Here is a 5,571-nt window from a genome sequence, read left to right as displayed (position 1 = left end):
GGTCCGCCTCCGGGCCGGCCGCCGGACCCGGGGTGACGGCGCGGGCGGGGGTGGTCTCCGACCTGGCCGAGCCCGCCGGGGTGCCCGGGATCTCGTACATCGAGGTGACCAGCGCGAGCGAGGAGGAGTGGGAGACCCGCGGGCGGGACGCGGTGATCACGGCGATCCGCGAGGTCGACCGGCCCTGCCCGGTGGGGATCGCGGCGCACACGCCGGACCCGCAGGTGCTGGAGGACGTGGCGGTGCTGGCCAGGACGTTCGGGCTGCGCCTGCTGGTCGATCTGGACCGGCACTCCCCCGCCGCGCTGGACGAGGCGGGGGTGCTGGGGCCGCTGTGCCACGTGGCGGTCTCCCGGCCCCTGGACCCCGGGGAGCGCAAGCTGCTGCGGCTGCGCAAGACCGTGGTGGCCGTCTGCGCGTCGCCCGCCCCCGACGTGCTGGCCCTGCTCGACGAGGGCAACACCGTCGCCCTCGGCACCGGGGCCGACGGCGGTCCGACGGGCGGCACCGGCGGGGTGCTCGGGGTGGCGCGGGGCATCCGGCAGCACGCCCGCGAGCTCGGGCTCCGGACCCGGGGGCTGGACGGCAGGCTGGTGGCGGCCGCGACCATGGGCGGGGCCCGGGCGCTGGGGATGCATCGGGGCAAGGGGCGCATCGGGTCGCTGGCCCCGGGGACCCGCGCCGACTTCGCCGTCTTCGACGCCCGCGGACGCTACCCGTACGCCGCGCTCCTGGCCCAGCCGCCCTGCCTCGGCACGGTCCTCGGCGGCACCGTCCTCCCCGCGGCCTGATCGCTAGCGGAACTGGGACTCCACCAGGCCCAGCAGGTCACGGAGCTGGTCGCGCTGCTCCTCCGTCAGGACCGTGAACAGGTCCTGACCCGCGTCCCGGCGGGCCTCGCGGGCGCGCTCGGCCATCCGGCGCCCCTCGGAGGTGATCACCACCAACGTGGAGCGGCGATTGGCGGGATCCACCTCGCGGCGCGCCAGCCCGGCCTCCTCCAGCGCGTCCACCACCGGCGTGAGCGAGCGCGGCACGATCCGCAGCTCGTCGGCCAGCCGCACCATCCGCAGCGGCTCCGGGGCCTCGGCGAGCGCCCGGAGGGCCCGCGCCTGCCCCGGGTTGAGCCCCAGCGGGACCAGCCGGTCCACGTACCCGCGCCGCAACCGCCGACTGACCAGGTGCAAGAGCTCGGCGAGCTCCTTTTCTCCCATGTCGATAAGTTTAGCCGGAACAAATATGAGTTAACCTCTGTTTGAGTGGACATCTGAAAGGAGGCGCCACTTGGCGGAGGAACCACGCGCGCCCCTCGGGCGCATCATCAAGCTGTTCCGCCCCTACCGCGGCCGTCTGGCCCTGGTGGGCTCCCTCATCCTGCTGTCGTCACTGGTGTCGCTGGCCTCGCCCTTCCTGCTGCGCGAGGTGCTGGACGTGGCGATCCCCAGCAGGGACGCCGGCCTGCTCGCGCTGCTGGCCCTGGGCATGATCGCGGTGGCGGTCATCACCAGCGTGTTCGACGTCGTACAGACGCTGATGTCCACCACCGTGGGCCAGCGGGTGATGCACGACCTGCGCATCGCCGTCTACGGCCACCTGCAGCGCATGTCGCTGGCGTTCTTCACCCGCACGAGGACCGGCGAGGTCCAGTCGCGCATCGCCAACGACATCGGCGGCATGCAGTCGGTCGTCACCTCGACCGCCTCTTCCCTGGTCTCCAACCTCACCACCGTGATCGCCACGATCGTCGCCATGGTCGCGCTCGACTGGCGGCTGACGGTCGTCTCGCTGCTGCTCATGCCGGTGTTCGTGTGGATCAGCCGCAAGGTCGGCAGCGAGCGCAAGCGCATCACCAACGAGCGGCAGCGCAAGCTGGCGAGCATCGCCTCCATGGTCCAGGAGTCGCTGTCGATCAGCGGCATCCTGCTCGGCCGCACCATGGGCCGCTCCGACGGTCTGACCGAGCGCTTCGGCCGGGCCTCCGACGAGCTGGCCGACCTCGGCGTGCGGACGAGCATGGCGGGACGCTGGCGGCAGTCGTCCATCCAGATCGTCATGGCGGCCATGCCCGCGGTGATCTACTGGGCGGTCGGCCACACGGGCGCGATCTCGGTCGGCACGCTGGTGGCCTTCACGACCCTGCAGGCCAGCCTGTTCAGGCCGATGGTCTCGCTGCTGCGGCTGGGCGTCGAGGTGCAGACCTCGCTGGCGCTGTTCGGGCGGATCTTCGAGTATCTGGACCTGCCGGTGGACATCCGTCCCGGCACGCGGGAGCTCAAGGACGTGCGCGGCGAGGTCCGCTTCGAGGACGTCGACTTCTCGTACGGCGAGACCCCCACCCTCACCGGCGTGGACCTCAAGGTCCCGGCGGGCGCCAGCCTGGCCGTCGTGGGCGAGACCGGCTCGGGCAAGACCACGCTCAGCTACCTGCTGCCCAGGCTCTACGACGTCACCGGCGGGCGGGTCACGATCGACGGGGTGGACGTGCGGGAGCTGACGTTCGACACGCTGAGCGAGGCGGTCGGCGTGGTGTCGCAGGAGACGTACCTGTTCCACGCCTCGATCGCCGACAACCTGCGCTTCGCCAAGCCGTCGGCCACCGACGAGGAGCTGGAGGAGGCCGCGCGGGCGGCGCGCATCCACGACCACATCGCCTCGCTGCCCGACGGCTACGACACGCTGGTGGGCGAGCGCGGCTACCGGTTCTCCGGCGGCGAGAAGCAGCGCCTGGCCATCGCGCGCACGCTGCTGCGCAACCCGCCGGTGCTGGTCCTCGACGAGGCCACCAGCGCGCTGGACACGCAGACCGAGCGGGCCGTGCAGGAGGCGCTCGACGCGCTGGCGCGGGGCCGTACCACCATCACGATCGCGCACCGGCTGTCCACGGTCCGCGACGCGGACCAGATCGTCGTGCTGGACGGCGGGAAGATCGTCGAGCGCGGCACCCACGACGAGCTGATGGCCCGCGCCGGCCACTACGCGGCGCTGGCGAGCAGGGATCATCCGCTCGAGCTCGTCTAAACTTCAAACGGGCGTGTCCTGCCTCACACTTTGGTCAGACCGGAATCTCCCCCTGCGAGGACCGCGTTTGACCCCCCGGTGTATCTCGAAGGCTAGGACCCCGTTTTGTCTCCCTCTTCCTCCACGTTCAGAGCGCTGCGGCACCACAACTACCGGCTCTGGGCAGGAGCTGACCTCATCTCCGTGACCGGCACCTGGATGCAGGTGCTGGGCGTCAACTGGCTCATCCTGACGCTGACCGGCTCGGCGACCAGCGTCGGGCTGAGCCTCGTCATGCAGGCACTGCCGACGCTGCTGCTGGGCATGTGGGGCGGCGCGCTGGCCGACCGGCTGCCGAGCCGCCCGGTCGTGATCGCCGCGCAGCTCGCGCAGGCCGCGCTCGCGGCCGTGCTGGCGATGATCGCGGTCACCGGGGCCCAGTCCGTCCTGCCGATCTACGGGGTGGCGCTGGCCGGCGGGGTGGTCAACGCGCTGGGCGGGCCGGCGCTCGGGCGGTTCGGCGCCGAGGTGGTGCCGCCCGCCGACCTGCCGAACGCGATGGCGCTCGGCTCGGTCCTCAACTCCGCGGGCCGCATCCTGGGCATGAGCCTGGCGGGCGTGCTGCTGCCGTTCACGGGGAACAAGGGCCTGTTCCTGATCAACGCCGCCAGCTTCTTCGTGGTGGTCGCGGCGGTGCTGGCCATGCGCCGGGAGGAGTTCCACCTGCTCACGCCCTCCGAGCGGCGGGGCGGCTCGGTGCGCGAGGGCCTGCGGTACGTGCTGCGCACCCCGTGGCTGCTCGTCGTGCTGGCCCTGTGGTTCGTGCTGGGCAGCGTGGGGCGCAACTACCAGGTCACCATGGCCGCCATGAGCGCCGGCCCCCTGGACGCGGGCGCCCCCGGCTACGGCCTGCTGTCCACGGTCTTCGCCGTCGGCACCGTGCTCGGCGGCTTCCTGGCGGCCGCCCGGCCCCGGCTCACGCTCCGGCTGCTGCTGATCACGGCGTTCGTGACCGGGGTGGCGCAGGCGCTGAGCGGGCTGATGCCGCAGCTGTGGACGTTCGCGGCCGTGCTGCTGCCGATCGCGGCCGGCGCGGTGGCGCTCGACACGACCGTCTCGGCCCGCGCGCAGCTCGACACCCCCGAGCCGATGCGCGGCCGGGTCATCGCGACGCTGTCCATCGTGAGCGCGGGGTCGGGCGCGCTCGGCGGGCCGCTGCTCGGCTGGCTCAGCGACACGCTCGGACCGCGGGCCGCTCTGGAGATCGGCGGGGTGTCGTGCGTGGCGGCCGCGCTGCTCGCGGCCGCCGGGCTGGCCCGGCTGTCCGGCCGGACGCTCAGGCAGGCGGTACGGCCGCGCCCCGCCCTCGAGAACGCCTGAGACTGAACCCCGGTCCCGCGGGTAGCGGTGGCCCCATGGCAACCGACGTCATCACCTTGATCACCAAAGACCACCGGACCGTGGAATCGCTCTTCGAACGGCTCAAGACGGGTCAGGGCAACCAGAAGGCCATCGTGACGGAGCTGCACGCCCTCCTGATCGCGCACTCGCGGGCCGAGGAGGACCGGGTATATCCGCGCATCGACGCCCACCACAGCGTCGAGGAGCACAAGGAGGCCGAGATCCTGCTCGACGCCCTTGTACGGGCCGAGCCCGGCACCCCCGAGTTCCGCATGACGCTGGAGAAACTGGTCGAGTCCGTCACTCACCACGTCGAGGAAGAAGAGAGCAAGATCCTTCCCGCGCTGGCGAAGTCGGTCGGCGACAAGGGGCTGCGGGAGCTCGGCAAGGCGTTCAAGGAGCGCAGGGCGGAGGAGCTGAAGGCGCTCAGCGTCCCCAAGCAGGCAGCGCCGGCCGGCTCCCGGGAGGGCGCCAGCAAGTCCGAGCTGTACGAACGGGCCAAGAAGGCTGACATTCCCGGACGGTCACACATGGACAAGGAAGAGTTGGCCCAAGCCCTAAGCAAGGCCAAGTCATAGGATTTCGGGCCGCGTCCTGGGTAGGGGGCGCGTATGACCGAAAAACCTCCTGACCGGTTCGGGTTCAGTGACGAACAGGCGATCGAGTTCGAGGAGTGGACCGAGGATCTCGGTCTCTACCACGAGGTCAAGGAAGACGACCCCCAGCACCGGGACACTCTCGACGAACGACTTCGCCGCGAGGCCAGGGACCGGCTCCACGAGCCCCGCCCCAGGCACCGGCTGACCCAGCCGGACGAAGGGCTGGCGCCCGACACGGAAGGCGAGGAGATCGCCCTCGATTGGGGCGACGACGGCGGGGACGACCTGTCGGCGGAGGAGCGTGCCGTCCGCATCGACTCCGACGAGAACCTCACGTGATCCGTCCCCGCGCCGCCGTCCCCGCTCGCGCGGCGTTCCGGCGCGGGCGCTCGGTCAAGACGTCCCAGCACGGGCGCTCAGCCGACGCGTTCCGGCACGGAGCCTCGGCCGAGACGTCCCAGCGCTCGTGCTCAGCCGAGGCGTTCCAGCACGGGCAGCACGGCGTGCAGGTCGTCGATGATCGCGTCGGCGGCCGCCGCCTGCGGGCGCTCGGCGTGCAGGTACCCCCACGGGC

Annotated in this window: 6 protein-coding genes; 5 read left to right on the top strand and 1 reads right to left on the bottom strand. The window is 71.9% G+C overall.

The features are described 5' to 3' along the window. Nucleotides 1-791, top strand: a 791-nt coding sequence (locus ACWDX9_RS58885; RefSeq protein ID WP_449972281.1) for an amidohydrolase family protein, incomplete at its 5' end; no start/stop codon positions are given. Nucleotides 792-794: 3 nt separating this feature from the next. Here the strand turns inward: ACWDX9_RS58885 and ACWDX9_RS58880 are convergent. Continuing rightward, nucleotides 795-1,214 (bottom strand): MarR family winged helix-turn-helix transcriptional regulator, encoded by a 420-nt coding sequence (locus ACWDX9_RS58880; protein ID WP_449972278.1) that lies wholly within the window; start codon nucleotides 1,212-1,214, stop codon nucleotides 795-797. Between the two features lie 70 nt (nucleotides 1,215-1,284). Here ACWDX9_RS58880 and ACWDX9_RS58875 point away from each other — a divergent pair, with 70 nt between their 5' ends. The 4 genes from ACWDX9_RS58875 (at nucleotide 1,285) to ACWDX9_RS58860 (ending at nucleotide 5,336) form a co-directional block, all read left to right on the top strand. Further along, nucleotides 1,285-3,018: an ABC transporter ATP-binding protein gene (locus ACWDX9_RS58875; RefSeq protein WP_449972275.1), complete on the top strand. Its 1,734-nt coding sequence runs from the start codon at nucleotides 1,285-1,287 to the stop codon at nucleotides 3,016-3,018. Nucleotides 3,019-3,123: 105 nt separating this feature from the next. Then, nucleotides 3,124-4,377, top strand: coding sequence for an MFS transporter (locus ACWDX9_RS58870; protein WP_449972272.1), 1,254 nt, complete (start codon nucleotides 3,124-3,126; stop codon nucleotides 4,375-4,377). 35 nt (nucleotides 4,378-4,412) lie between these two features. Continuing rightward, entirely contained in the window at nucleotides 4,413-4,976 is a 564-nt protein-coding gene (locus ACWDX9_RS58865) for a hemerythrin domain-containing protein (protein ID WP_431910909.1), read from the top strand. Nucleotides 4,977-5,009: 33 nt separating this feature from the next. Continuing rightward, on the top strand, nucleotides 5,010-5,336 hold the full coding sequence (locus ACWDX9_RS58860; RefSeq protein WP_449972267.1) for a DUF5709 domain-containing protein: 327 nt from the start codon (nucleotides 5,010-5,012) through the stop codon (nucleotides 5,334-5,336). Nucleotides 5,337-5,571: the final 235 nt, after the last annotated feature.

Source organism: Nonomuraea sp. NPDC003201, from assembly GCF_053590415.1.
The sequence above is the reverse complement of the archived record's forward strand: the minus strand, read 5'-3'. Positions and strand labels throughout refer to the sequence as shown.